Origin of the sequence: Anaerolinea thermolimosa, assembly GCF_001050195.2 — a bacterium.
Taxonomy (GTDB): Bacteria; Chloroflexota; Anaerolineae; order Anaerolineales; family Anaerolineaceae; genus Anaerolinea; species Anaerolinea thermolimosa.
Window position 1 is genome coordinate 1761874 of sequence record NZ_DF967965.1, and the last position, 26891, is coordinate 1788764.

Annotated in this window: 24 protein-coding genes and 1 pseudogene; 13 read left to right on the top strand and 12 right to left on the bottom strand. The window is 50.5% G+C overall.

Translation table 11 applies throughout. The annotated features are described in order from the left end of the window. Nucleotides 1-95: 95 nt before the first annotated feature. The 3 genes and pseudogenes from ATHL_RS19700 to ATHL_RS08005 all read left to right on the top strand — a co-directional run. Nucleotides 96-1496, top strand: a pseudogene (locus tag ATHL_RS19700) (serine hydroxymethyltransferase); the annotation flags it as partial. 363 nt (nt 1497-1859) lie between these two features. After that, nucleotides 1860-3230, top strand: a complete 1371-nt coding sequence (gene gcvT, locus ATHL_RS19705) for a glycine cleavage system aminomethyltransferase GcvT (protein WP_420807573.1) — start codon at nt 1860-1862, stop codon at nt 3228-3230. 70 nt (nt 3231-3300) lie between these two features. Next, complete coding sequence (locus ATHL_RS08005) at nt 3301-4533, top strand: aminotransferase-like domain-containing protein (protein WP_062191904.1); 1233 nt, start codon at nt 3301-3303, stop codon at nt 4531-4533. A 75-nt stretch (nt 4534-4608) separates the two neighbouring features. Here ATHL_RS08005 and trxA read toward each other — a convergent pair whose 3' ends face one another. Genes trxA through ATHL_RS08040 form a run of 7 tightly spaced genes read right to left on the bottom strand, consistent with a single transcriptional unit; the run spans nt 4609 to nt 10854 of the window. Next, nucleotides 4609-4962: a thioredoxin gene (trxA, locus tag ATHL_RS08010; protein WP_174233925.1), complete on the bottom strand. Its 354-nt coding sequence runs from the start codon at nt 4960-4962 to the stop codon at nt 4609-4611. A gap of 51 nt (nt 4963-5013) precedes the next feature. Further along, nucleotides 5014-5775 (bottom strand): response regulator transcription factor, encoded by a 762-nt coding sequence (locus tag ATHL_RS08015; protein WP_062191907.1) that lies wholly within the window; start codon nt 5773-5775, stop codon nt 5014-5016. Between the two features lie 4 nt (nt 5776-5779). Beyond that, nucleotides 5780-6010, bottom strand: coding sequence for a hypothetical protein (locus ATHL_RS08020; RefSeq protein ID WP_162787645.1), 231 nt, complete (start codon nt 6008-6010; stop codon nt 5780-5782). A 17-nt stretch (nt 6011-6027) separates the two neighbouring features. Next, nucleotides 6028-6513: an FHA domain-containing protein gene (locus tag ATHL_RS08025; RefSeq protein ID WP_062191912.1), complete on the bottom strand. Its 486-nt coding sequence runs from the start codon at nt 6511-6513 to the stop codon at nt 6028-6030. Nucleotides 6514-6542: 29 nt separating this feature from the next. Continuing rightward, complete coding sequence (locus ATHL_RS08030; protein WP_062191915.1) at nt 6543-8009, bottom strand: vWA domain-containing protein; 1467 nt, start codon at nt 8007-8009, stop codon at nt 6543-6545. Nucleotides 8010-8025: 16 nt separating this feature from the next. After that, nucleotides 8026-8934, bottom strand: a complete 909-nt coding sequence (locus ATHL_RS08035; protein WP_062191918.1) for a PP2C family protein-serine/threonine phosphatase — start codon at nt 8932-8934, stop codon at nt 8026-8028. A 39-nt stretch (nt 8935-8973) separates the two neighbouring features. Continuing rightward, nucleotides 8974-10854 carry a beta-alanine-activating enzyme beta-propeller domain-containing protein gene (locus ATHL_RS08040; RefSeq protein WP_062191920.1) on the bottom strand — a complete coding sequence of 627 codons (1881 nt, stop codon included), beginning with the start codon at nt 10852-10854 and terminating at the stop codon, nt 8974-8976. Between the two features lie 215 nt (nt 10855-11069). Between ATHL_RS08040 and purB the strand changes: the two genes are divergently transcribed. Beyond that, entirely contained in the window at nt 11070-12497 is a 1428-nt protein-coding gene (gene purB, locus ATHL_RS08045; protein WP_062191922.1) for an adenylosuccinate lyase, read from the top strand. Beyond that, entirely contained in the window at nt 12494-13720 is a 1227-nt protein-coding gene (locus ATHL_RS08050; protein WP_236822354.1) for a DUF362 domain-containing protein, read from the top strand. The genes purB and ATHL_RS08050 overlap by 4 nt, the downstream gene beginning before the upstream one ends. Nucleotides 13721-13766: 46 nt before the next feature. On the opposite strand, the gene ATHL_RS08055 is transcribed toward ATHL_RS08050, so the two are convergent. The 3 genes from ATHL_RS08055 to cax are packed head-to-tail and all read right to left on the bottom strand — an operon-like array spanning nt 13767 to nt 15695. Beyond that, the gene (locus ATHL_RS08055; protein ID WP_084001276.1) at nt 13767-14108 is read right to left on the bottom strand and encodes a gamma-butyrobetaine hydroxylase family protein; all 342 of its coding nucleotides are present in this window, start codon (nt 14106-14108) and stop codon (nt 13767-13769) included. Nucleotides 14109-14117: 9 nt separating this feature from the next. Beyond that, nucleotides 14118-14609 (bottom strand): hypothetical protein, encoded by a 492-nt coding sequence (locus tag ATHL_RS08060; protein ID WP_162787646.1) that lies wholly within the window; start codon nt 14607-14609, stop codon nt 14118-14120. 3 nt (nt 14610-14612) lie between these two features. Then, nucleotides 14613-15695 (bottom strand): calcium/proton exchanger, encoded by a 1083-nt coding sequence (gene cax / locus ATHL_RS08065; protein ID WP_062191925.1) that lies wholly within the window; start codon nt 15693-15695, stop codon nt 14613-14615. A 40-nt stretch (nt 15696-15735) separates the two neighbouring features. Here cax and ATHL_RS08070 point away from each other — a divergent pair, with 40 nt between their 5' ends. Together ATHL_RS08070 and rpe are read left to right on the top strand one after the other, a co-directional pair. Beyond that, nucleotides 15736-16869 carry a protein kinase domain-containing protein gene (locus ATHL_RS08070; RefSeq protein WP_062191928.1) on the top strand — a complete coding sequence of 378 codons (1134 nt, stop codon included), beginning with the start codon at nt 15736-15738 and terminating at the stop codon, nt 16867-16869. Nucleotides 16870-16873: 4 nt separating this feature from the next. Further along, complete coding sequence (gene rpe, locus ATHL_RS08075; RefSeq protein WP_062191930.1) at nt 16874-17533, top strand: ribulose-phosphate 3-epimerase; 660 nt, start codon at nt 16874-16876, stop codon at nt 17531-17533. Between the two features lie 59 nt (nt 17534-17592). Here rpe and rpmB read toward each other — a convergent pair whose 3' ends face one another. Then, the gene (gene rpmB, locus ATHL_RS08080; protein WP_084001277.1) at nt 17593-17775 is read right to left on the bottom strand and encodes a 50S ribosomal protein L28; all 183 of its coding nucleotides are present in this window, start codon (nt 17773-17775) and stop codon (nt 17593-17595) included. 131 nt (nt 17776-17906) lie between these two features. Between rpmB and ATHL_RS08085 the strand changes: the two genes are divergently transcribed. The 6 genes from ATHL_RS08085 (at nt 17907) to ATHL_RS08110 (ending at nt 24364) form a co-directional block, all read left to right on the top strand. Beyond that, complete coding sequence (locus tag ATHL_RS08085) at nt 17907-18263, top strand: Asp23/Gls24 family envelope stress response protein (protein WP_062191932.1); 357 nt, start codon at nt 17907-17909, stop codon at nt 18261-18263. Between the two features lie 27 nt (nt 18264-18290). Further along, nucleotides 18291-19979 (top strand): DAK2 domain-containing protein, encoded by a 1689-nt coding sequence (locus ATHL_RS08090; RefSeq protein ID WP_062191935.1) that lies wholly within the window; start codon nt 18291-18293, stop codon nt 19977-19979. Nucleotides 19980-19981: 2 nt separating this feature from the next. Then, nucleotides 19982-20830, top strand: coding sequence for a DegV family protein (locus ATHL_RS08095; protein WP_062191938.1), 849 nt, complete (start codon nt 19982-19984; stop codon nt 20828-20830). 25 nt (nt 20831-20855) lie between these two features. Next, the gene (gene recG / locus ATHL_RS08100; protein ID WP_062191940.1) at nt 20856-23279 is read left to right on the top strand and encodes an ATP-dependent DNA helicase RecG; all 2424 of its coding nucleotides are present in this window, start codon (nt 20856-20858) and stop codon (nt 23277-23279) included. Next, nucleotides 23279-23803: a pantetheine-phosphate adenylyltransferase gene (coaD, locus tag ATHL_RS08105; RefSeq protein WP_062191943.1), complete on the top strand. Its 525-nt coding sequence runs from the start codon at nt 23279-23281 to the stop codon at nt 23801-23803. The genes recG and coaD overlap by 1 nt, the downstream gene beginning before the upstream one ends. An 81-nt stretch (nt 23804-23884) precedes the next feature. After that, the gene (locus tag ATHL_RS08110) at nt 23885-24364 is read left to right on the top strand and encodes an ATP synthase subunit B family protein (protein ID WP_062191945.1); all 480 of its coding nucleotides are present in this window, start codon (nt 23885-23887) and stop codon (nt 24362-24364) included. Between the two features lie 32 nt (nt 24365-24396). Here ATHL_RS08110 and lon read toward each other — a convergent pair whose 3' ends face one another. Continuing rightward, nucleotides 24397-26880, bottom strand: a complete 2484-nt coding sequence (lon, locus tag ATHL_RS08115; protein ID WP_084001278.1) for an endopeptidase La — start codon at nt 26878-26880, stop codon at nt 24397-24399. Between the last annotated feature and the right edge of the window lie 11 nt (nt 26881-26891).

The following is a 26891-nucleotide window of genomic DNA, read 5'->3' on the forward strand; positions in this document are numbered from 1 at the left end:
TCAAGGCCGTTATGTATCAAAACGGCCTTTCTTGTTGTTTTACCCATCGTTTAGTGTTAAGATTCAACGATGCAAACCCTGATGGAGGCACATTCATGAATGATTTTCTCTTTCGCGGTGGTCTGGCCGATATAGATCCAGATGTTTATGAATTGACCCAGATTGAAACTGAACGCCAGGTTCGCAAATTGATCATGATTCCAAGCGAGAGCGCTGCCCCTCTGGCTGTGCGTGAAGCCCTGGCTTCCAGCTTCCAAAATCTATATGCGGAAGGATATCCTGACGAAGAAACACGTACCATGACCGAGCAGGACATCCTTGACTACCCTGCACGTTTAGCTCATTACCGCCGCTATGCTGACCCACGATACTATAAAGGCGTTGAATACGCCGATATTGTCGAAGCGCTCGCGCGTCGGCGGTGTGCCGAATTATTTGCCACCCCTGCCTTCACACCAGACCACCTGCTCGTTAATGTTCAACCCCTTTCTGGTGCACCCGCCAACAACGCGGTTTACACCGCCGTTCTCAACCCCGGCGACACGATCCTGGGCATGAACCTCCTTCATGGGGGGCATCTCAGCCATGGATCGTCAGTGAATCGTTCCGGAAAGTTCTATACAGCGGTTCATTATGGAGTCAATCCTGAGACCGAACAGATTGACTATGATAATGTCAGGCAACTGGCTGAACAACATCGTCCAAAAATAATTATTGCCGGGTATTCTTCCTACCCCTGGGTTCCCGATTGGACTCGCTTCCGAGAAATTGCCGACTCTGTAGGTGCATTGCTCCTAGCCGATATTTCCCATATTGCGGGACTGGTTGCTGCCGGTATCGTCCCCTCGCCAGTCGGCATCGCCCACGTGATCACGTTTACCACCCACAAAACCCTTTGTGGCCCACGCGGAGCCTGTATTATAACCACAGACCCTGCTCTGGGTAGAAAGATCGACCGGGCGGTCTTCCCGGGTGAGCAAGGGGGCCCGCATGTTCACACCATTGCCGCGATGGCAACCGCCTTTAAACTTGCCCGGACCGAGTCTTTCCGGAATTTACAGGCTCAAATCGTCCAGAATTGCAAAGCCCTCACCAATCGCCTGGCCGAACGCGGATTACGCATTCCATTCAAAGGCACAGACACTCATCTAACCAATGTCGATTGTAAAAGCATTCTTGGCCCTAATGGAACCCCTCTTTCTGGAGATATGGCGGCCCGCATCCTGGATATCGTCGGGATTGTTTGCAATCGCAACACCATCCCGGGCGACAAAACTGCCCTCAACGCTTCGGGTATTCGGCTCGGAACTCCATGGGTGACCCAGCGCGGCCTCAAAGAAGAAGACATGACCGCCATAGCCGACATTATTGCCGATGTATTGCAGGCCACCACACCCTACGTCATTGAAACCCGTACCGGTCCCGCTCAGCGCGCAAAGGTTGAGTTTGCAGTCTTCGAAGATGCCCGAAACCGGGTTAATCAACTGACCGAAAAAGCAGGCCGCGATACTTCAGTGCAATACCATGGCTACCCTCACTTTTTTGCTACTTCTGATCTACCCCAAACCTCAGACTCATGGACGTCTCTGACCTTATCCGGTGAGCATGTTCGTTCTTTTGCCGATTATGCCTTCACCTCTCGTATTGAAGAGTTATCGATTCAAGAAAGCCAGCCCACCCGGCTGAACACCCCTGTTGGTGCCGTAGATGGTATTCTCACCCTGATAAACCACCAAACCCTGCAATTTAGTTTTCCATCCTCTCATTTTGGTCTGGCCGCCACATGGTTAAGAGATTTATCCGACGGCTATGTTAAATTTGACGAGGATGTGACCCGTCGGCTGCCAGGCCCCATTCTCGTGCAGGAAAGTACTCTATCACCTGTAACCCGGGCAAGTGGCGACCCGCAAGACATTACCAAACCCTACTACATTGGAAAAAAACCTGCCAGCCTGCCTGCCCGCCCTGAATTTCACTGGGAAGAACCTGTCACTTCATCTTTTTTAAAGCGCACTACCCTCTACGATATCCATAAACAAATGGGAGCGCGTCTGGTCCCCTTTGCCGGATGGGAAATGCCCGTTCAATACACTTCTGTCATGGAAGAACACCTGGCAACCCGGCAGGCAGCAGGATTATTTGATGTTTCCCACATGGGAGTGTATCAGGTTGAAGGGCCCGATGCATCCTCCTTCCTGGATAGTGTCTGTGCCAATGATATTGCGGCTCTGCAAGTAGGCGAGTCCTGCTATACCCATTTCCTCGACCCCGATGCCAACGTTATTGATGATCTGCTTGTTTACTATCGCGCTCCAGAAAAATACCTCGTGGTGGTCAATGCATCAAACGATGATAAAGATTGGGCCTGGCTGAACGCTGTCCTTCATGGAGATGTGCTGATCGACCGGGAAGACCCTTCTGTCAGAGCTTTTGGATACCGCGCGCTCTTGCGGAACCTGCGTGATCCAGCAGCAGGTGATGAGATGCGGGTCGATATTGCCCTGCAGGGACCTAAATCGAGGGATATCCTTCTTGCGCTGGGATGTGATTCGGGTACACGGAAACGTATTATCGCCTTAAAGCGCACGGAGCTCTGCGAGGCCACTCTGGGAGGTTTCAACCTGGTTGTTTCCAGAACAGGTTACACCGGCGAAAAAATGGCGTTTGAATTATTTGTCCATCCCCAGAAAGCTCCCGAATTATGGAATGCCCTGCTTCAAGCTGGAGAACCTTTTGGGTTAAAACCATGTGGTCTGGGAGCACGGGACTCACTTCGTACAGAGGCTGGCCTGCCTCTTTATGGGCATGAAATGGGTGGCCATCTTAACCTGGGAGTTGGTGAGGCTGGGTTTGGGTCTTACATAAAAATTTATAAACCCTGGTTCATCGGAAGAAGCGCCTTTATTCAACGGGAAAGTAAGCGTTCAGGCGTGGTTGTCCGCTTCCGGTTTAACGAAAAAGGAGTGAGAGTCGCTCATCTTGGCGATCCAGTGGTAGATATAAAAGGGCGCGTCATTGGCACTGTCACAAGTTGTTCGATCGACAGCGAAGGCACCCTTACCGGCCAGGCCTACGTTGAGCTCCCCTATGCAGTAGAAGGTACTCCTATTGCCATCTTTCAATCGGCTTCGGCCAGGCCAGGAAAAGCCCCCGCTGAGCTCAAACCCGGTGACCGCATCATCCTGCCAACCCCTGCGACTGTCGTCAGCCGCTTTCCCAAACTTGGCTGATCACTGGCACTCGGGTAGCCGGATTTTATAAGGCAAACCTGTGATTTTTGACCAGAAGGAGAATGGTGATATGCCGACACTTTGGGACCATCGCTTCGCACAACGAACACATCGTATGAAGAGTTCTGCTATTCGGGAACTATTAAAATTGACCGAAGACCCTGAGATCATTTCCTTCGCCGGGGGGCTGCCAGCTCCCGAAGTCTTCCCGGTAGAAGAATTCGTCGAAGCTTGCACCAAAGTGCTCAGAGAAAAGGGAGATTGGGCTTTGCAATATGGTTCAACCGAGGGGTATACCCCCTTACGAGAAATGATCGCACAACACACTTCCCGGTATGGTATTGAGGTCACCGCTGAGAACATCCTGATCACCTCCGGATCACAGCAGGCACTTGACCTTCTTGGTAAAGTATTCATCAACCCCGGAGATCACATCCTCACCGAGTCCCCCACTTACCTTGGCGCCTTGCAAGCCTGGAATCTCTACGGAGCCGAATACGTCACTGTGCCCTCAGATGATGATGGAATCATCACCGATCACCTCGAAAGTGCCCTTCGCACCGGCCCCAAGTTCATCTACGTGTTACCCAATTTCCAAAACCCCACCGGGGTTACTATTTCTCTCGAAAGACGCTTGAAAATCGTCGAACTGGCCGATCATTACGGCGTTCCCATCGTTGAAGATGACCCCTATGGACAGTTACGGTTTGAAGGGGAACCTCTCACGCCCATCGAAGTCCTCGACAGCCAGAAACATCACAACGGTCATTGCTACACCGGCAACGTAATCTATCTCAGCACCTTTTCCAAAATACTGGCCCCAGGCATTCGGCTTGCCTGGGTAGTGGCCCCTCCAGAAGTGATCCGTAAGCTGGTTATGGCCAAACAGGGAACCGATCTTCATACTTCAACCTTCAATCAAATGGTTGCGTATGAGGTGAGTAAAGGCGGTTTTCTCGATCGCCATGTTCAAAAAATTATCCAGGTTTATCGGGAACGCCGCAATGTGATGCTCGAATCACTTTCCGAGCACATGCCTGAAGGAGTACGCTGGACGCACCCAAGGGGTGGCTTATTCCTGTGGGTTACTCTGCCCGAAGGCATGAGCAGCCTGGAACTTTTCAAAGAGGCTGTTAAACAAAAGGTGGCATTTGTGCCCGGCGAGTCGTTTTTCCCATGCGGTGGTGGAGAAAATACCATGCGCTTGAATTTTTCTATGATGCCACCCGAGAAAATTAACGAAGGCATCTCCCGCCTCGCCAGAGCAATTAAAAATGCCCTTGCTTCCGAAAGAAGAGGCTAATAAGCCATCCCCGTTCTTTTGACCTGAATAAAAAAAGCGGCCTGACGGGCCGCTTTTTTTATCAGTTTTATGAGCTCATTTTCCTGCGTTGGTTTTCACCACATCCAGAAATTGAGCTACCATATCACGCAATACCTTTTCAGGCATGGCACCAACCTGCCGATGAACTACTTTACCATTAGCTACAAACAGCATCGTGGGGATTCCCTGCACCCCGTATTTCATCGCCCATTCAGGGTTCTCATCAGTGTTGACTTTTGCCACGATCAGCGAGCCAGCGTATTCCCTGGCAATTTTATCCAGCATCGGTCCCACCACCTTACAGGGTCCACACCAGGGCGCCCAGAAGTCCACAATTACCGGTAAAGAAGACTGCAGCACCGTCTTTTCAAAAGCTGCATCCGTTACATGAATTGGTTCATTGATCATAACCTTACTCCATTTCGCACACGTGTGCGGTTTGATTTCTGAGTATTTATATCAGTTTCTGTCCGACTCGTCCAGCCCCCTGGATGAAGATCCTTCCTGTCGTTTACGGAAGTCCACAAAACGATATCCAACACCTCGCTCTGTCAGAATATATTTTGGATTCGAAGGATCTTTTTCAAGCTTTTGCCGCAGATAATTGATATACAGTCGTACATAATGAGCTTCATCACGATACTCATATCCCCAGACCTTCGTCAACAGCTGATCATAAGTCATCACCCAACCGGCATTCTGAACCAGATGGTACAGCAATCGGTATTCTGTCGGCCTGAGTTTAACCAGTTGACCCTCCAACCAGACCTCACGCCTGCCAAAATCAATTTTTAACCGATCATCTACCTCGATAATTTCACTCCGTGAAGCAGGATTGGCAGCTTCAGTGCGGCGTAATACTGCCCTAACCCGACTAACCAGCTCCCGGGGGCTAAAGGGTTTGGTAATGTAATCATCTGCGCCTAGTTCCAAACCTTTCACCCGGTCATCTTCCTCTCCCTTGGCGGTTAACATAATCACCGGGACGTTACTGCTCTCCCGGATGAGTTTTAGAACCTCAAACCCATCTAAATCCGGAAGCATTACATCCAGAAGAACCAAATCTGGTAAATGCTCTCGAATGGCATCCAGCGCCTGAAAGCCACGATATGCCGGGATCACATGAAACCCATCATGCTCCAAATTCAGGCGAATGAATCGAACCATTCGCTCTTCATCATCCACTACCAGAATGGTTCGGTTCTTAAAATCATCAGACATAGTATTATTCCCGGATGAATGTAATAATTTCTTCTTCCTCGCCAGTTGGCATAATCTCAATAAAGTTAACCCGTATGAGGGGCCAGGCCACTGTCGAGACATTGGCTTCCAGATATGGCAGGTCTTTCCCGTCTCTGCGGCGAGGATTTTTTACCACAATTAAAGTGTCCTGCGGCCCAGGCATTGCTTCCATTTCGCCCAGTACAGGATCATCATTCATGATATGCACTAACACCGTCGGCATAGATCTCCTCACTTACGAATAAGGATCTGAATTGTAAATTTTCCCAGGGCGATCATATCCCCGTGATTGAGCGGATAATCTACGTGAGGAACGATTTTTTGCCCGTTCACCCGGGTACCGTTGGCTGATCCCAGGTCTGTGATGACGATGCGTTGATTGTGAATCTTCAACGCAGCATGGAGCCGGGAGACCCCCTTCGAATAAGCCTCGTAGGGTGACAGGTCAACATCGGGAAGAATAGGCTGCCCCTCTGCAGTTCGCCCGATAGTAAACTCGGTTTGCCCTGCAAGGTTGATGATCTGTCCCGAATCGACGATATGAAGCGATACAACCGCGTCTGCCGTAGGTGCCATGGCAGTGCCGTTCAATGGAGTTTGCACTGGCGGCTGCACTGCAAGCACATCGGATGGATTGCGTTGGATGTGCTGGGTGGTTGGCACCTCGGTTACGACCAGTTGAGCACCACATTCGCTACAAAAGAGCGATCCCGGCATTTCTTCATGATGGCAGTTAGGACATAGTATCATAGTTTTTGCTCCAGTCCGGACGGGAGCAGCAGTGCCCTCGTTCCATATTTTATCCGTTTATCCCCTTCTTTGCTGAATCGACGGCTTTGCTGAATATGTTCGGCTTCCATTAAAACCGTATGGGCCAGTTCACGATCACCCTGAGACAGCAGGTGTGTTGCCAGATAGTGGAGATGTTTGGTCGCTTTATCAATCTGCCCATCCGTAACTTCTTTACGAATGCGCTCTTGTAGCCGATATAGGGTAAGTTTGGCCATGGCTTCCACGAGCGTTGGTGGAGGGGTCTCACGATCCACCTGATCACTGACGGGTCTGGTTACATCAATCACAAGCCGGGTACGGGCTGACTTTTTCGAGGGAATTTCCATGCGAATGGAACCCTTCATGATGGTCAATTTGTCCACTTCGGCAGCCTGCGGATGGATTAAAAACTCAAACAGGAAAGTCATGCTCTTCCGAAACATGATCGTTCCCAGAGGAATTGCATTGGAAACAGCGAGCGGGGTTGTTTCGGGGTGCAGCCGAAAAGCGTACCTGAGCTCAACACCAGGGGAGGATTCAAATTCCAAAGTCAGCCCACGCGCATAAGTGTTGCTGAGCACAGACAGCTTTTGCTCGAAGAAGCGGGTAAGATCCTTGGGGCCAGAAACGAACATTGAGCTACTTCCACTCGCGGTCGAAATTCGGTCGAGCAGTACATCGTTCCATTCATGGCCAATTCCCAGCCCGCTGATGGCTATCCCCTCTGCCGCGGCCTCATCAGCCAGAAGAATACAGGCTTCATCATCACCGTAGGTATGCCCATCCGTGAGTAAGACCAGTTGCCGCATATATCGGGGGTCAATACTGCGTAACTGTTCAATCCCCAGTTGCAACCCCTGGAAAATTTCAGTACCTCCCCCCGTTTGCAACATACTGATTCGCCCGTCATCTTTTGGCATCTCAGAAACCCGGGTTGGCGGAATGATGACTTCTGCCCGATCACTAAAAGCCACCACGGAAATTAAATCCTGAGGTCGAAATTGCCTCAGCAACTGCAAAGCACTGCTCTTCACCATATCCATCCGTGCCCCATGCATTGAAGTAGAACGATCCAACACAAGGCAGAGATGGAACGGGGGTAAATCCTTGAAATCAAAATCAGCCGTGCAGATCAGATCACAAAGCACATAATATAATTGCTGTTCCGCAATACGCGGAATAACCATCCGGCTAAATTTAAAATTAACAGAAATTTCCGGCCCGCGTTTGATTTCCTCGGGCAGCTTGGCGTCGTACGCAGCCCGCCTTTGGGGATTGGAGAGTACCTCGTATGCTTCTTGAATCTCTATGAACTTCCGCTGAGCGTTCGCCTCTTTGTTTACATCCGGGTGATATTTGCGAGCAAGGTCAAAATAAGCCCCGCGGATTTCCTCAGGCGTCGCGTCGTAGGGTACTCCCAGAATAAAATAGAAATCGTCCACGGCCTTATTCCCGTTTTTAACTCAAGTACTCCACCAGTACAACACTGATGTTATCCGGGCCTCCGGCGGCATTGGCAGCTTCAACCAGTTGATGACAGGCGTGGGGAAGGTTTTTACTGGAATTAATGATCCTGAAAATTTCTATTTCTGGCACGACTCCCCACAGTCCATCACTGCAGATCATCAGGTACCCGGGATGCGGTAAATCAAAAGTGTTGACATCTGCCCTGAATGGTTCCGCCTGCCCCAGCGCTCGATACAATACATTCCGTTGCGGATGATTCATGGCCTCTTTTTCGGTAATCTGACCAAGTTCCAGGAGCCTTTGGACATACGAATGATCTTGTGTGACTACTTTCATTCTACCATCAGGAAAGATAAAGTAGGCCCGGCTGTCACCCACATGAGCTGTAGTTACCTGCTCGCCAATCACCAATGCTGCGGTCAGGGTTGTACCTCCCCCTGGAGCATTCCGCTGTACCAGGCGATGAGCTTCACGTACCCCACCCTCCATGACTTCCTGAATGCTGTCACTCATACCTTCTTCGCGCACACCCAGCAAAGGCCCATACAGTTTATTGAGTACATAATCCGCCATGGAACGCGCAGCAACACTGCTGGCAATCTCCCCGTTCTGGTGACCTCCCATTCCATCGGCCACAATATAGATACCAACCGGAATATCTCTGACCCCATCAGCTAAAAGGGCAGTAAAGGTAAAAATCGTATCCTCGTTATGATCTCGCTGGCGCCCAACCGATTGAGCAACTCCCACGGATAACTGGGGAGGCTGCAATCGGATTCTCGCACTTGACACCAGTTGTAGCTGCTCATCCGATAACGGAGCGGTTTCTACCCCCTGACCTGAAGGTCTGGTTTCTTTCTTTTTCTTCAAACCAAAGATTGATTGAATAAAATCGAGCACGCATTCCTCCCCATCTCCAAACCCGACACCAGTAAAGTGTCAGGTCAAAAGTGCATAAAGGATGTGATCGGCAGAACCAATAAAGAGAATATCATTGTAAATAGTGGGAGCGCTGGTAATTGGCCCGCCCGTTTGGAACTTCCAGCGCAATCGTCCGGTTCGATATTCCAGACAGTATAAATTTCCGTCCGCCGATCCACAGTACAGGGAATCGCGATGGACAATCGGAGATCCACTTACCTGATGATCGGTTTTAAATCTCCAGATTTCTTTTGAGCTGCCCCCATCAACACAATAAATATACCCATCCGCCGACCCCACAAAAATATAGCTATCCGCATTACAGGGAGTAGAGACAGAGCCCTTGCCCATGCGAAACCGCCAGATAGCCCATCCAGTCCGTGCATCTACTGCGTATAAAGTTGAATCCAGGCTGGTAAAGAAGAGGGTATTTCTCACTACCAGCGGAGAAGCAATAATTTCCCGTTTGGCCCGAAAACGCCATTTGACTGTTCCTCTGAAATCCATGCAGAACAAATCACCGCTCTCTGACCCAAAAAAAAGCTGGTCTCCCTGAATAAAAGGCGAGGAACGTACTGGCCCACCGGTGTCGTATTTCCACACCCGCCGGCTGGATAATATATTCACTGCGTGCATCGAGCCGTCATCTGACCCAATGAAGACGTGCCCTTCCGCAACCTGAGGGGAACAGCGAATCGGCCCATCCGTTGGATAGGTCCAGTTAAGCTTTCCCGTTCTGGAGCTCAGGGCGTACAATCGGTTATCCTCCGACCCGAACAACACCATCCCTTCTGCAAAAGCAGGCCGGCTGACAACCCCACCCTCTGTCGGATATTTCCAGAGAAATTTCCCGTCGTTTACATCCAGAGCGTAAAGATTATTATCATACGAACCCACAAAAAGAATCCCGTTGTCTACCCCGGGAGAACCCCGAATCTCATCCTCGCACTGGAAGGTCCACATCGGTTTGATGCCATCATCCTTCGTCAGAGAGATCGATTTAGTGGAAATTCGAGATAAAATACCCGTTTTACGGGCGGCCGCAATGAGTGCCTCCTTCATTTCCTCTGCTGACTGAAACCGATCTGCCGGATTATACTGAACAGCGGTGCTGATGATGGCCTCCATCTCAGGTGAAACAGCAGGGTTGAACCGCCGCACCGGTCTTTCGTTGAAAGTAAAGGGAGTCTCTACCCTGGGGTCACGTTTTGTGAGCAGATGATGTAAAGTGGCACCTAATGCGTAAATATCGGCCAGGGGGGTGGCTTCGCCGCGATACTGTTCTGGGGGTGAATATCCCTCTGTACCAATCATCGTCCCTTTTTGACCCACCCGAAAGGCCTTCGCAATCCCAAAATCAACCAGCACGATATGCCCATCCTGATTGACCATGACATTGGATGGTTTCATATCCCGGAAGATGATTGGTTCGGGTTTATGATTATGTAAGTATTGAAGCACATCACAAAGCTCAATAGCCCAGGAAACAACCTGCTCTTCGGGTAACGGCCCCGGCGAAGCATTGAGGATATCCTCAAGGTCACGGCCATTGATAAACTCCTCTACCAGGTAAGAACGTTGATCGTGGCTGAAATAATCAAAAATCCTGGGAATGGAGGGATGGCTCAAAGTCGCCAGGATGTTTGCTTCACGCTCGAAATTTTGAATAATAGTCTGACGTACCTGTTCATCCCGCGCCTGGTTGATCATTTCTTTCACGGCAACCAGCTTGACCACATTGGGAAAATGTAAATCCCGTGCCCGGTAAACGGACCCCATTCCTCCCACCCCTATGACCTCTTGAATCAGGTACCGGTTGATGAGCACACTTCCGGAGCGCAGCTGGTCTTCAGGCTGTGAATTTTGATTGAAGTTCTGGGTTATCCGTTGTGTTTCCACACAGTTCTCCTGCCAATAAAGTTACGGATCGACTCATCATTCCTTCAGGGACATTTCCCCCTGCACAATTTGGCTTTAACTTGGTTAAATTATATGCTACATCCACGAGATTGCAATTGAATACTCCTTGCAGTTTCTTAAGAGTTATCGCGATATTCCCCCTGGCTTTTATATTGCACCTATGACTCACAATCAATCGCGGTTAAAATAAACCCATGGTTTCTTTCTCAGAATATCTTTCCCCTTTTTCCTGGCGATATGCCAGCCCGGAAATGCGGCAGCTTTGGAGCGAAAACCAGAAACGTTTGACCTGGCGAAAGATCTGGGTGGCTCTGGCACAGGCTCAATCTGAATTTGGTTTGGTTTCTACAGAGCAGGTCGCTGAGTTAATCGCAGCAGCCGAAACTATCAACCTCCAACGGGCGCTAGAAATTGAGGCCGAAATTCACCATGACCTCATGGCCGAAGTGCGCACCTTCGCTGAACAATGTCCCACCGCTGGCGGTATCATTCACCTGGGTGCCACATCCATGGACATTGAAGATAACGCTGAAGCCCTTCGAATGCGTCAGGCTCTCGAAATTATTTTACAGAAACTCACCCAACTTTTATCTATTTTTGCCGACCAGATACGCACTTACGCCGCAACTCCCATCATGGCCTTTACCCATCTTCAACCAGCTGAGCCATCTACCCTGGGTTACCGTTTGAGTTTCTACGCTCAGGATCTACTGGCCGATTTTCAAGATCTGAAAAGGCTTAAGAATCAAATCAAAGGGAAAGGGTTTAAAGGAGCCGTTGGGACAGCTGCCTCGTATATTGAGTTACTGGGAGTAGAAAACTTCCAGCGATTCGAAAACCGCCTCAGCGAATTACTTGGACTCCCATTTTTTGATATTACCTCGCAAACTTATCCTCGCCGACAGGATTATGCCGTTCTATCTTCGCTGGCCGCGATGGGATCGACTCTGTATAAACTGGCCTTTGACCTGCGCATCCTTCAATCTCCCGTCATCGGAGAGTGGTCCGAGCCTTTCGGCTCCAGGCAGGTCGGTTCCTCAGCCATGCCCTTTAAGCGAAATCCAATTCAGGCAGAAAAGATCGATTCACTGGCTCGGTTACTGGCTTCGCTCCCACAGGTTGCCTGGAACAATGCCGCCCATTCTCTGCTTGAGCGTACCCTTGATGACAGTGCCAATCGCCGGTCCATTCTTCCCGAAGCCTTCCTCATCGCCGATGAACTGCTCACCGTTTCCAATCGCATTGTGCGCAATTTAAAAATCAACCTCAACGCGATCACCCAAAATGTCAATAAATTTGCCCCCTTTGCCGGTACAGAGCGCCTGCTCATGGCTTTGGTGACAGCCGGTGCTAACCGCCAGGAAATGCATGAGCGTTTACGCGACCTTGCCATGCAGGCCTGGCAGGCAGTTCAGTCTGGCAGGGCTAACCCTCTGTCGGAGATGATCGCCGTCGATCCCATCTTTCAACAATTCCTCGATAACGAGACTCTTCAGTCTATTCTGAAAACCGATGAGTACACCGGTATTGCCGAAGAAAGGGCAATTGCCCTGGCTAATACAATTGTTAAGTCAATCGAAGTCTCTGATGAAGTACAATATACCCACAGGAGGGTAGAATGATGGCTCAATTCCCGGGTAAAGGTAAGGTGGCTGTAATTAAAACATCGCCTCGCACCGTGCTGGACGACATCGAACTCGTCATGCGTCAGGCTGGCGTTGAACAGGCGCTCCCTAAAAACGTTACCACTGGTTTAAAGATCAACATTTCATGGCAAACATGGTATCCTGCTTGCTCCAGCACACCATGGCAACTGGAGGGGGCAATTCGAACCCTTCAAAAACTCGGTTATCGTGATCTGGTCGGCATTCATAATGATACCGTCGTAGTCGATACTTCGGTTGGGGAAATCAACAACAAGCATCGCTTTGTCACTGATACCTATGGAGTACCCTGTATTTACCTGTATAACGAAGAGTTTGAATGGACCCGTTACGAACCTAAAAGCCATTCATTCCTGGTTCTGGACAAAGTATTCCCCGATGGGGTATATATCCCTAAAGCACTGGTCGGGAAGAACATTGTTCATTTACCCACGGTAAAAACGCATGTATTCACAACCATTACAGGGGCGATGAAGAATGCCTTCGGCGGGTTGCTCCACCGCAACCGCCACTGGACCCACAGTGTGATTCACGAGACTCTGGTGGACTTGTTGATGATCCAGCAAGAAATTCATCCGGGAATTTTCGCCCTTATGGACGGAACCTTCGCAGGAGATGGCCCCGGCCCCAGAGCGATGCGCTGGCATGAGAAAAATATCCTCCTCGCGTCGGCAGATCAGGTGGCCATTGATGCGGTCTCCGCGAAATTGCAAGGGTTTGATCCGATGTCCATCCCCTTCATTCGCATTGCTCATGAACTCGGTCTGGGGGTTGGTGATCCCCGTGAAATTGAAATTGTCGGATATGATATCAATCAGGAAGAACCCTGGAATTTTGTTCAGGAAGATACTTTTGCCTCACGTGGCCAAAAGATGATCTACCACGGCCCACTAAAACCTTTTGAGAAAGTCTTGCTACAAAGCCCCATTGTGCCGTGGTCTTATTTTGCCAGCAACTTTTATCACAACGTATACTGGTATCCGTTTGTGGGAAGAAAGCGTGTGCAAGAAGCCCTCAAGACCCCCTGGGGACAATTGTTTTCCTCGTATGGAGACGGACGGGTAGTCATGCCAGGGATGGAACCCAAGACAGTTGTTCAGGCAGCCGTTGGGCTCAGCGCCCTCACCGCCCTGGCTGGCGTCCTCCTGTGGACATTTGGCCGAAAGAAACCACGCCGTTGATCAGCCATCAACCGCCGTCCACAAGGTCAAGGGCGGCGGTTTTTTTTTATGAAGAATTTCGACATTCATTACATGGGCATAATGCCCTTAAATAATGCCAGGTGTAGATTCCAAAATGATGACCATCTTCCCATTCGAAAGTGATCGCGTATTGCCCGACCATTTCCAGCCTCGTTAATCGATTTTCCGCCGAATCCTCCCGGAAATGTTGGAACACTTTCGGATCGGGTTCCGGACTCATGTTTTCGTGCCCTCCCCGGCATGTAGCGCATGGGCAGGCCGCTCTAAGCAACCAGAAAGGATAGACCGAGTGATGCCCATCTTTCCATTCCACCGTTAATTCTTTCTTCGTTTTTGATGCTTTAATAGAAACGGGTGATTCGTCCATGAGTTTCCTTCAGGGAGTAGGGGTTGGAGTGTTCCCAACCACACTGAGATATTTGGATACCGCCCAACCACTTCGGGTTGGATCATAGGGCGCTTCCAGGTACCACCAGACAAAGTCTCCGCTAAAACGAGGGCCGTCCTTCACCAGGAAAACTTCAGACTCATACCCCAGGAAACGTGGAGACTGGTCAGTACCTGGCCCTGCACGCAGTCGTAACCCATCACCGCCCGTACCTGTTATTTGCACGAAAAGACCAACTCTGATTCCATCGACCACTGGCCCCTCCGTCGTCGCGGTTGCCTCAGGGGTTAAAACCATCATGGTCGGGGTTACAGTGGGGGCCGGTATCACAGTCAGAAGGGAAGGATTCCGTCCTCCAGCATCCGAAGGCAATGGATAAAAATAGAGAAAACCCACCAGAAACATCGTCAGCGTTCCAGAAATAGCAACCGCCCCAAGAATTACCCAGAGATTAATCCGACTTCGAAGCCATTGCCACATAGTTCAGGGTAACAGAAAGAAACCAATCCCAAGAATTAAATACACTGCAAGTAAAGCGGCCCCTTCCAGCCAGTTAGATTCACCGTCTGCCGCAACCAGCGCGGCAATCACCACTGCAGCCCCAAGCGCCAATAGTTCGAACTGGTTGAATATAAGTGTAAGCGGATGCCCCAGGAGTAAACTGACAAAAACGAGTAATGGGGCCACAAAGAGTGCGATCTGCAGGCTGGATGAAACAGCGATTTCCAGGCTGAGTTCCATCTGGTTACGCCCTGCCACCTGCACTGCAACCAGGTGTTCAGCAACATTGCCAATAATTGGGATCAAAATGATCCCCAGAAAGAATTCGGAGAGCCCGAGGTTTTCTGTAACATTTTCAACTGCTCCAACCAGCAGTTCACTCATTACCACAACCCCAATCGTGGCTACCGCAAGCAATATCACTGCTGGAACCAGACCCATTTCTGGAGCAGGTCGCTTTCCGCCATCATGATAGGCCATTGGACCTTTGGCTGTCTTCAGGCTATAAAAGACCCCCAGCCCATACAAAATCATCATAATCGCTGCTACACCCAGGCTGAGAGCTTCAACCTGAATTGAGAACTCCGACCCAATAGAATGGCTGAACAAAGAAGGAACGACCAGTGCAATAATAACCAGAGTTAATAAAATCGCATGGTTACCGGCCTGTCTTCGGTCAAAAGTCTGCAAACCGTGTTTCACGCCGCCCACCACCATCGAAAAACCCATTACCAGCAGGAGGTTCCCCAGAATGGAACCCGTTATTGACGCTTTGACCAGCTCCAGGTACCCTTCCCGGATGGCAACCAGCGTAATGATCAATTCAGCAGCATTTCCAAGTGTGGCATTGAGTAAGCCACCAATCCTTGGCCCGGTAATTGCAGCCAGGGCTTCTGTGGCTTCTCCAATCAATCCGGCTAAGGGAATCAAACCAACAGCAGAAATCAAGAACACCCATGCCGGGTTCCAGTGCACAAGTTCGGCTATAAATGCCAGTGGAACGGCCAGGAGAAGAATATTAAGAGGTTTTCTCTTGATGAAATAGATGATGGATCTGTTATGCATCTTGCCACTTATTATAATGTTATAATCGTTCAAAGACGCTATGGAACGAAACATTCCAGATACACCCATGCTCTCCAACCGTTATAAACTGCTGGAAACCATCGGGGCCGGCGGTATGGCAGTTGTTTATCGGGCGCAAGACATGATGCTGGAGCGCCCCGTTTCTATTAAACTCCTCCGGCAGGATTTTTCTGGCAACCCGGCCTTTCGGGAACAATTTCGGCGCGAAGCCAAAGCCGCGGCAAACCTTTCGCATCCGAATATCGTCACCGTCCACGATTTTGGTTTTGATGCAGGGCGATTGTTCATTGTCATGGAATACGTCCCGGGTAAAAATCTCAAGGCGCTGATCCGCGAGCGAGGCCCATTGCCGGTAGCAGAAGCCGTCAATCTCATTGCCCAGGCCTGTGCCGGTATCGGCTACGCGCACAGAGCAGGTATTGTTCACTGCGACGTCAAGCCTCATAATATGATCGTCACCCCGGACCATCGCCTCAAAGTCACCGATTTTGGGATCGCTCGTGCCCTGGCTTCCATCAATCCTGATGAACACACCGACGAAGTCTGGGGTTCGCCCCAGTATTTCTCTCCCGAGCAGGCCGCCGGCTTAGCCCCGTCGCCGGCCAGCGATGTTTACTCGCTGGGTGTTGTCCTTTATGAACTGCTCACCGGCCAACTCCCCTTCACTGCCACCGATGCTCAGGAACTGGCTCGTCAACACCGCGAAGCCCGCCCTGTTCCTCCCAGGCGGTTAAATCGTGACATTCCCCCCGCTTTAGAACAGATTATCCTGAAAGTTCTTTCCAAGGAACCCTCTCAACGTTATCGTTCAGCAGATCAACTTGGTAGATTACTTGCCCCATTTGCCGCCCAACCCGAAACTCTGCAACCTTTTCCAGTCGAACAACCTCGTTCAACCCCTGCCCCGTTTATTCCACAGACGCAGGAACCTGTGAGCCGCCCCAGGCCAGTATACTCTCAGCCATCCCAACCGCTTAACCAGCCGCCAGCTCAACCTTCTGGAGAAGAACAACCCACTTCCGAGCCTTTCCTCTCCCCCCTCTTTACTCCCGATATCCTAATTTTAGCGATCATTGCAATCGTATTATGGGTTGGAATGCTTCCCTTTGGAGCTTATGTCCTCCTGAAACTCGGCATTCTTGGTGTACCTTAAACCGATGACAACCATCACAATTTGCCCTTCTATTCTTTCCGCCGATTTCGCATTTCTGGCAGACCAAATCTCTCAGGCAGAAGCCGCCGGGGCAGACTGGTTCCATGTTGATGTGATGGATGGCCATTTTGTCCCCAATCTCACCATGGGCCCATTTATTGTGGAAACGCTCCGTCGGCTTACCAGTTTACCCATCGATGTCCACCTGATGGTGGAGAATCCCGATGTGATGATTCCGTGGTACGCAGCCGCTGGCGCAAATCGTATCTCAGTTCAAATTGAGACCTGCCCGCATATCTTTAGAACCGTAGAATCTATTCGTGCTCTTGGGTGCAATCCGGGAGTCGTTTTGAACCCTGGTACACCCGCTGCAACCCTCGAAGAAGTGCTTCCTCTGGTCGATCTTGTGCTGGTCATGACTGTGAATCCGGGTTATTCAGGTCAGCAGTTTATCCCTAGGATCCTTCCCAAAATAAAGAAGGTGAGTGACCTCATTTCTACTACGGCCAGCCAGGCAATGATTCAGGTGGATGGAGGAATTGACCCAACCACCCTTCCCTTATGCTACCAGGCAGGCGCAAAGGTTTTTGTAGCTGCTACCAGTGTATTTAAACATCCGAACGGTATCGCCGCAGGAATTGCAGCTTTACGTTCAGCAATTTAAACAAAAATCGCGGCTGCCTGCCGTGATTTTTGTCTCAGATTGAAATCAGAACTTTAAATTTACGAAATCTTAACCATCGTCCGGATACACTTCGCGCACAACACCTTGCGGACCTTTCGACCATTTTCCAGCACCGTGACGCGCTGCAGATTCGGGCGGAACGTCCGTTTAGTGGCGCGGTTTGAGAAGCTTCGGTTGTGCCCGAATACTGTTGTTTTACCGCACTTTTCGCACTTTGCCATTTTTTAATCCTTTCTTGCTATAATTGCAGGTCGATGTCAGGACAAGGAAACCCATCCCGCCACGAGCGGAAATTTTACCACAGCTCGTAACGATCGACAAGAACTGTGGGTTTACATAAAAGGCTGGGCGTATGAATGATAGTAATAATCCAATCGGAAATATTTTTGTATCTTATCGGGCCATCGCGACCGTGGCCTGTCAGTCAGCCCTATCCTCTTACGGCGTGGTAGGGTTGGCCGCCAAAAACCTTGCTGAAGGACTGGTTCAGGTACTTGTGAAAGACCCTACGCTTGGGGTTGATGTTCGCTTTGATGAGAAACATATCAAGATTGATCTGTATATTATTGTTGAATACGGAACCCGGATTAAAGAAGTTGCCAATACCGTATCGGAAAATGTACGTTACCAGGTAGAAAAAACGTTTGGCCTGCCGGTGAGCGAGGTGAATGTTCACGTCCGTGGTCTGCGTATCAGCAACATTGATTAATGTGATCTTTACTAGTCTGGAGATGGAATGAGTATCGAGGAAGCCAATCCCACTTCACCTGCAGGAAACCCAACGGGAGAACGAAAGACCCTGGATGGTCAGGGACTGCGAAAGCTTGTCGAAGCTGGTCTGGTCTGGCTCAGAACCAATCAGCAAACTGTAAACGCGCTCAATGTATTTCCCGTTCCAGATGGAGATACCGGTACCAACATGGTACTCACCATGCAGGCGGCTTATAATGAGGTAGCAAATTCAGGGGAGAAAAATATCGGCAAGATTGCCCATGATATTGCTCAGGGAGCTCTCATGGGAGCACGCGGCAATTCGGGCGTCATTTTATCCCAAATCTGGCGCGGTTTTGCTCGCGCTCTTGACAACCTCGAAACCATGAATGCTGATCTTTTTGTTCAGGCAATCCATGAAAGCCGCAATACTGCTTATAAAGGGGTTGTCCGTCCGGTCGAAGGCACGATCCTGACCGTGATTAAAGATATCTCTGCCGCTGTTGACGAAGCCCGAAAAGAGAACGATGACCTGGTTATTTTATTAGAAAAAGCTGTAGAAGCAGCCGACGCTTCCGTCAAACGCACCCCGGAACTCCTACCCATCCTGAAACAGGCAGGTGTAGTGGATTCTGGCGGGAAAGGTCTCTTTTTCATTCTGGAGGGCATGTTGCGAAAAGTTAAAGGCCTCACCCTGGAAACCAATGTTGCCGCCGTCCAGCCTCTCTCGGCAATGCAAATCGAACAGTCGGTGGAAGAAATCGAACCCGGTCAGGATTATGAAGTGGTGGTAGATTTTCGCCCACGCCATGAGTTAAATTTAGAAAAGTTCTATGCCGATCTGGCAAACATGGGTACTTCCATCCAGGTTGGTGAAGGGGATGGAATGTATCGCATGCACATTCATGTCCCAACCGAGAAACGCTACACCCCCATCGACTACATTATGGGGCTGGGCACCATTACCAAAGTGGCCATGGAAAACCTGCTCGCCCAGATGGAAGAAATGGAGCAAAAACCTGAAGCCCCCAAGCTTTCCCTGACGCCAGTGAAGCCCGGGCAGATCGCCGTGGTAGCCGTTGCTCCTGGCCCCGGCATCGCTCGTATTTTCGCCAGCCTGGGTGCCGCGGCCATCGTGGAAGGCGGCCAAACCATGAATCCAAGCACCGAGGAGATCCTTTCGGCCTTTGAAAATTTACCCACGGATAAAATCATCATCTTACCCAATAACAAAAATATCATTCTGGCAGCTCAGAACAGTGCTGAGGTTACCGTAAAAAAGGTCAGGGTGATCCCATGCCGCTCCGTTCCCCAGGGAATCAGTGCTCTTTTCTGCTACGACCCGGATGGTGACCTGGAGGAAGTAGCCGAAGAAATGACCCGGGCGATCACCGAAGTTGAAACCGGAGAAATTACCACCGCCACTCGATCCGTTGAACTTAATGGTGTTAAAGTGCAACAGGGCGAAGTCATTGCTTTGCTGAATGGCGAACTGGTCCTTTCATCCCATTCTTTGGAAGAAGCCTTGCTTGGTTTACTCCAACAAGCCAGTACAGAAGATCGCGAGCGGATCACCTTTTTCTATGGTGATAACATTTCCCGTTCCGAGGTAAACCGATTGGTAGACCTTGTACGAGAAAAATACCCCAACCATGAAATCGAACTCCATGAAGGTGGACAGCCAAATTACCAATTCATCATCGCCATCGAATAACTATGAGTTCTCTCTGCATCCTGACCGATAGCGCCGTTCAATTCACCCAACCAGGATTTGCAGGCCGGGCTGATGTACGCATTCTCTCTTATGATGTTGACTTCCATGGGAACGTTTACCCGGAAGGCGAAGGCCTTAAACCGTCTGCTTTACCGCCCTCAATCTACGGTAACACCGCTCCGAACCTGGTCGTCCCTTCACCCGAGAAGATCCTGCAAGTTTTTCAAAGTCTTGCGTCGTATTATCGAGAAATTATCGCCATCTTCACGTCCAGCGAGTTAACCCCGTTGTATCATCAGGCTGAACTGGCTGCTACGGCAGCCAAAAGCCAGATTCCTATCACCCTGATCGACTCTCAAACCACTTCGGTAGGCCTTGGTCTTCTCGTCCAGCTCGCTGCAGAGTGCAATGCTAACGGTCTCCCATCCATGGAAATTGAACGACAGGTAAGAAAAGCTATTTCCAGAGTCTATTCTCTGCTTTGCACAGCTGGCCTTTCTTATCTGAGCAAATCGGGCTTTATTGACCCTGCCCAGGCTACTGTTGGAGAAATGCTTAACCTCATTCCAATCTTCTCGCTTGAGGAAGGGAAGCTTAGCCCCCTTGAAAAACCCCGTAACCTGCGTGCAGTGATGGATTTCTTTCAGGAATTTTTAAGCGAGTTTGATCATCTGCAACATATTGCCCTGGTTCAGGGAGTTGCCCCCTTTCACCATGAATCGCACCTCTTAAGAGAATTCGTGCAGGATCACTTCCCATCGACCCAGTTCACTGAACACACCATCAACCTTCCATTAGCCATCCTGACCGGCCCTCGAACGCTTGCCTTGATGATTATGGAAGCTGAGTAAAAAAGCAATACGGTAAAATAGGCTTATGGCTTCATCGATCTTAAAATTAAAAAAATTCCTCTCTCTCGAACGAGAACGCCATTTTGACAACCGCGCTGTGGTTGGCGGGCTGGATAAAGTCATTCCAATCTGGCAGAAAGAGGCACTTTCAGATGGATTGGACGAAGAGGTTATCGCATCCATCGTGCTCCAACTCCAGCGTTACTCCTCTCTGGATGTATCATCTCGGGAAGAAACCATCAAAGCAATTTTCAATGCGTTGGATGATCCTGAAGGCCCAAAACCCGTAGAGGGCATAGAGCCTGATCCCAGTGAGGAGTCGAAACCCGCTCCTCAACCCAGAGTCCCTCATCGCTTGAATATTGACCTGAATGCACCGGTGACGGTGATCCCTGGGGTTAGTAAACAAAAAGCGGCTATCCTGGCCAGGCTGGGTTTACATACCCTGGAAGATGTTCTTTATTACTTCCCACGCCGATATGACGATTACAGCCGGATGAAACCCATCAACCGGCTGACGTATGGCGAAGAAGTGACTGTGCTTGGCACCATCGTAGCCGTTCAGACACGTCCCATCCGCGGCGGAAAATCTCAACTGACCGAGGCCGTTCTCTCGGATGGCACAGGAACTTTGCGGCTGAGCTGGTTCAATCAACCCTGGCGGGAGAAAGCCCTTCATCAGGGAGACCAGGTAACTGTTTCTGGAAAACTGGATATGTACCTGGGACGCCTGGTGATGAACATGCCAGAGGTGGAGGAACTGGAAAAAGAACACCTGCATACCAGTGGTATCATTCCAGTGTACTCGCTCACATCGTCGATCAGCCAGAAGCAATTGCGCAGTATCATTCACGAAGCGGTACGCTTCTGTGCTCCTCGAATGGAAGATTACCTGCCCGAATCCATCCGCCTGAATCTCAAGCTGATGGATTTGGGGGTGGCTTTATACCAGGTGCATTTTCCTGATAGCCAGGATACCCTTGACCAGGCACGCTGGCGATTGGCCTTTGATGAAATTTTCCTCTTACAACTCGGTGTTCTCCGCCAAAAATACACCTGGAAGAGGGTCGAGGCAAGACGATTTGACACCCCATCCCAGTGGCTGGAAGAACAAATTAGTCGTCTTCCATTCCCGTTAACCGGGGCCCAGCGGCGCGCGCTCGATGAAATTGCCCGCGATTTGCAATCCGGGCGGCCAATGGATCGGTTACTGCAGGGAGATGTTGGCTCCGGGAAGACCGTGGTGGCAGCTCTTGGCATGGCCATGGTAATGCGTCATGGAGCTCAGGCGGCACTCATGGCACCCACTTCCATCCTTGCCGAGCAACATTATCGTAATCTCTCTCGCCTGTTGACAGCAGGAGATGAACACTCTCCTGCCCTGCTATCTCCCGAAGAGATCCGTCTTCTTGTCGGAGATACTCGCGAATCCGAAAAGGAAGAAATCCGCACTTTGCTGGCCGAGGGGAAAGTAAAACTGGTCATCGGCACCCATTCCCTGATCGAAGACCCAATTACTTTCCAGGACTTACAAATGGTGGTCATCGATGAACAGCATCGGTTCGGGGTTGCCCAGCGGGCTCTTCTTCGTGCTAAAGGGAACAACCCTCATCTGCTGGTCATGACTGCCACTCCCATCCCTCGTTCCCTTGCCCTCACCATCTATGGCGACCTGGATCTTTCCATCATGGACGAAATGCCCCCCGGACGGCAACCCGTGGAAACTCACGTTCTTCATCCTCTTGAACGAGAACGTGCTTACCAGCTCATTCGAAGCCAGATCCAAGCCGGTTACCAGGCTTTTATCATCTACCCCATGATCGAACAAAATGGCGATAATGGAAAAGCTGAAGCCCTGGCGGCGGTGGAAGAACACCAAAAACTTCAGAGAGAAGTCTTCCCCAATCTTCGAATCGGCCTTCTCCACGGGAAAATGCGCCCTGATGAGAAAGACGAGGTCATGGCTCGCTTCCGCGACGGAGAATTTCACATACTGGTTTCCACATCAGTCGTCGAAGTAGGTGTGGATATTCCAAACGCTACCGTCATGCTGGTCGAGGGAGCGAACCGATTCGGGCTGGCTCAACTGCATCAATTCCGCGGCAGGGTTGGCCGGGGAAACGCCAAGGCCTACTGCCTCTTGATTCCGGATCACGAAGATGCCCTTGAGAACGAGCGTCTGGCTGCCATGGCCGAGACAAGCGATGGCTTTGTCCTTGCTGAATATGATCTTGAACAACGCGGCCCGGGAGAGTTCCTGGGTACCCGCCAGGCTGGCTACAGTGAATTGAAGATGGCCAAGTTAACCGATGTCAAGCTGATCGAAAAAGCACGCCAGCAGGCACAGGCTATTTTTGAAAAAGACCCTGACCTCGCAGCGCCCGAACACGCCGCGCTGACCGAAAGACTCAATCGGTTCTGGGGCGCAGGTAGAGGAGACATAAGCTAATGGTCCGAGCTTTCTTCCCGGGAACATTTGATCCCATCCATTATGGGCATATTAACATTGCCCGACGAGCATCAAGAATCTTCGATGAATTAATCGTAGCCGTATACGATCGCCCGTTAAAATCCCTCCTTTTTTCTCCCGAAGAACGCATTGCCCTAGTGCGAGCCGCATTCAAGGAAGAAGAAAATATCCGGGTGATCGGGTATCGAGGGCTTACCGTTGACGCATGTCGCATGAACGGAGCGCAGGTCATCGTCAGAGGCTTGCGTGTGTTCAGCGACTTCGAATACGAATTCCGCATGGCCCTGGCCAATCAACGCCTTGGCCCGGATATTGAGGTGGTTGCATTCATCACCGACGAACAAAACACCTTCCTCTCATCCTCTACAGTGCGCGAAATCGCCTCCCTCGGCGGAGATGTCAGCAGCATGGTACCTCCGCATGTAGCCCTGGCCCTGCATCGCCGTTTTTTTGAGCTGGGAGAAGGTCAGCAAATTGTCCCGCAAACCTCACTACGTGATTGAGATGTACGCTATAATCAATACAGGCCTTCTGGCCTGAACATTGCAACGAAGGGGTTAACCGAGCCGTTTGCGGAGGAGCTCATGGATATCTTGCATTTGGTGGATCGATTAGAAGAGTTGTTTAACGAAAGCCGCCCTTTGCCTTTTTCTCACAGCGTTATTGTCAATGAAGACCGTATGCTGGATCTGATTGACCAAATGCGTGTCTCGATTCCTGAAGAGATCAAGAAAGCTCAGCAATTACTGGCTCAGCGTGACCGAATTCTTGCACAGGCTCAGGAAGAAGCCAACCGAACCCTGGCGCTGGCTCGCGAAAAAAGCGAAGCCCTTGTAAGCCGCGATTCCATCGTTGCTGAAGCCCAGGCCCGGGCTGAACAAATCATCGCACAGGCGTACCAGGAAGTGAATGTTATTAAACGCGAAGCCGATGAGTACGTGCTGGAAACATTAACCCGCATCGAAGCCGAGATGGAGCGCTTGCTTACTCAGGTACGCAACGGAGTCAGGACGATTCAGAGCGAACGTCAGGCGGCCTCTTCTAATCCCCCCAAAGAAACCTGATAAAATTCACCCCCCTCCCCGGGGGGTGAATTTTATTCCCCTTCTTCTTGCTCAGCCTCTTGTTTTTCTCGCTCACGCCACCGCGGAAGCGGAGCATTTTCATCGGGTGGATGAAGGGCGATTTTCAAAACCTCTTCCATCGAGTTAACCGTGATCACCTTCAAATCAGCAAGAACTTTCTTTGGCACATCCACCAGATCTTTTTTATTCCGTTCCGGTAAAATAATGGTTTTTAATCCGGCCCGATGAGCAGCCAGTACTTTTTCACGCACTCCCCCGATGGGCAAAACCCGGCCACGTAAAGTGATTTCGCCTGTCATCCCCACATCGCGGTAAACCTTCCGTTCTGTAAACGCCGAGATCAAAGCCGTTGCGATGGTAATCCCGGCACTTGGGCCATCTTTGGGAACCGCCCCTTCCGGAACATGAATGTGAACATCGAGGCCTTCGAAGAGGTTAGGATCCAGCCCAAATTCTCGACAGTGGGCTTTGAGGTACGAAAGAGCTGCCTGGGCAGACTCTTGCATGATCTCCCCCACAGAACCAGTGATCTGGAGGTTGCCTTTCCCTTCCATGATCAACACTTCTACAGGCATGATCTCGCCGCCATTTTCTGTCCACGCCATCGCGGTGGCCACACCTACTTCATCCTGCCGCTCTGCTTCGGTCTGGAAGAATTGTGGCGGCCCAAGAAAACGCTCTACAGTCGCCGCACCGAGCCGTTTTGGATAGGCTTTCTTCTCCGATTTTAATCGCGCCACTTTTCGGCACATACGCCCTATTTCTCGTTCCAGGTTACGCACCCCGGCTTCGTATGTGTATTCCCGGATAATCCTGCGAATAGCCTGATCCTGGAAGGTTACCTCACCCTCCTCCAGTCCACTTTCTTCCAGCTGGCGAGGAATCAAGTAGCGCCGGGCAATTTCGAGTTTTTCTTCTTCAATATACCCCGGGAACTCGATCACCTCCATCCGATCCAACAGGGCAGGTGGAATGCTTGCCAGCGAATTTGCAGTAGTGATGAACATCACCTTGGAAAGATCAAACGGAATCTCGAGGTAGTGATCGGAGAATGCATAATTTTGTTCAGGGTCAAGAACCTCCAGTAAGGCCGCCGAAGGGTCTCCACGGAAATCGGCTCCAAGCTTGTCAATCTCATCCAGCATAAACAGGGGGTTGAGCGAACCTGCCCGACGCATGGTTTGCAGGATGCGGCCTGGTAATGCCCCAATATAAGTACGCCGATGCCCACGAATCTCAGCTTCGTCCCGCACACCACCTAGCGATAACCTCACAAAGTTTCGCCCCAGGGCTTCGGCAATTGAGCGTCCTAAAGAAGTTTTTCCGGTTCCCGGAGGCCCGGAAAAACATAAAATGGGCTGACGAAGTTTCTTCGGCTGTAAACTGCGAACCGCGATATATTCCAGAATCCGGTCTTTGGCATCTTTAAGGCCATAATGATTGCGTTCCAGCACCTCCGCAGCGTGCTTAACATCCAGATTGTCCTCCGTGAGCGTGTTCCACGGAAGTTCCAGGATCCAATCCAGGTAGGTGCGGATAATTCCCACTTCCGGTGCCATTGCCGGCATCTGGCTTAAGCGCTCCACCTCTTTAAGGGCCACTTTGCGGGCTTCATCAGGCAGAAAAGTCTTCTCGATCTTCTCTCGAAGTTCGGTGATGTCGCGCGTCCAGATATCTCCTTCACCCAGCTCTGTCTGGATGGCCTTCATCTGTTCACGAAGGTAAAATTCCCGCTGGCTACGGTCGACCTCGTTTTGAACCTTGCTTTGAATTTCATCTTCCAGCTGTAAAACATCCAATTCCTGGGCAAGCAACCAATTCAAACGTTTCAAACGTTCTCTTGGATCAGGAAGGAGCAGGAGGGTCTGACGTTCTTTGAACGGCAAAGAGATCGCCGTAGCAATCATATCTGCCAGCCATCCCGGTTCTGGAATATTGATGGAAAACAAATGGGCTTCGTCTGGCAGGCTTCGATCAAGTTGCACACATTTTTCAAAAAGGTCTCGCGCGGTACGCATAAGAGCATCGAGTTCGCGGTCGATCTCGATGGGCTCATGAATTGGCCTGGCTTTTACCCGATAATACGGCCCTTCATCCACAATTTCGACAATTTCCACCCTGCGGCGGCCCTGTACCAGGGCAGAGTGATTGCCATCGGCCAGAGAAATTAATCGCCCAACGGCAATTTCCACACCAATTGGCAGAAAATCCTCTGGCCCAGGCAGGTCTACCTCAGAGTTCTGCTGTACCAGGCCGATCATCGTCTCTTCGGCCAGCTGAGCATCCTGTACTGCAATCAGATTTTCTCCCGGGCTGATAAAAACCGGCGAAATCATGCGCGGGAAAACAAGCATATCCCGCATGACAAAAGCGATGCATTCGATTAACCCCTCCGCATCAGGGATAGCATCTGGAATTTCGTATAATTCTTCAGTGCGTTGTTGTAAATTATTCGTGTACTCGTCAGAATCCTGCTCGGACCAATCGTCTTTCATTCGTCCATTAT